1 protein-coding gene is annotated in these 267 nt (G+C 56.9%); it reads right to left on the bottom strand.

From position 1 onward, the window contains the following. The coding region (locus ACSNOG_RS33415) for a hypothetical protein (protein ID WP_436756423.1) at positions 1-231 on the bottom strand (231 nt) is incomplete at its 3' end. Positions 232-267 lie beyond the last annotated feature (36 nt).

Below are 267 nucleotides of genomic sequence, written 5' to 3'. Positions count from 1 at the left end.
ATGCGTTGAGGATTCTCCCGGCACCCATACGAAGCAGCTCAAAAACCACGGATCAAGGCCTGCCTCCCGGATGAGCAGAGCTCCATCCGCTCTCCTGCGCTCTTTTTTCTGCATCCAGCCGTAAAGGCCCTCCCCCAAATTGTTCAGCGAAAATTCAGGATCGGTATAATAAGCCTTCATCGCTTCGTAATCGGCGTAGGGCGGACAGGGCAGCGCCATCGCCGCCTCCACGGACCATGCCCCGTCATCCTTCTCGCTCTCGAGAAA

Source organism: Streptomyces sp. URMC 124, from assembly GCF_051386455.1.
Lineage (GTDB): Bacteria > Actinomycetota > Actinomycetes > Streptomycetales > Streptomycetaceae > Streptomyces.
Note: the sequence above shows the minus strand (reverse complement) of the source record. Positions and strands in the feature narration are given on the sequence as shown.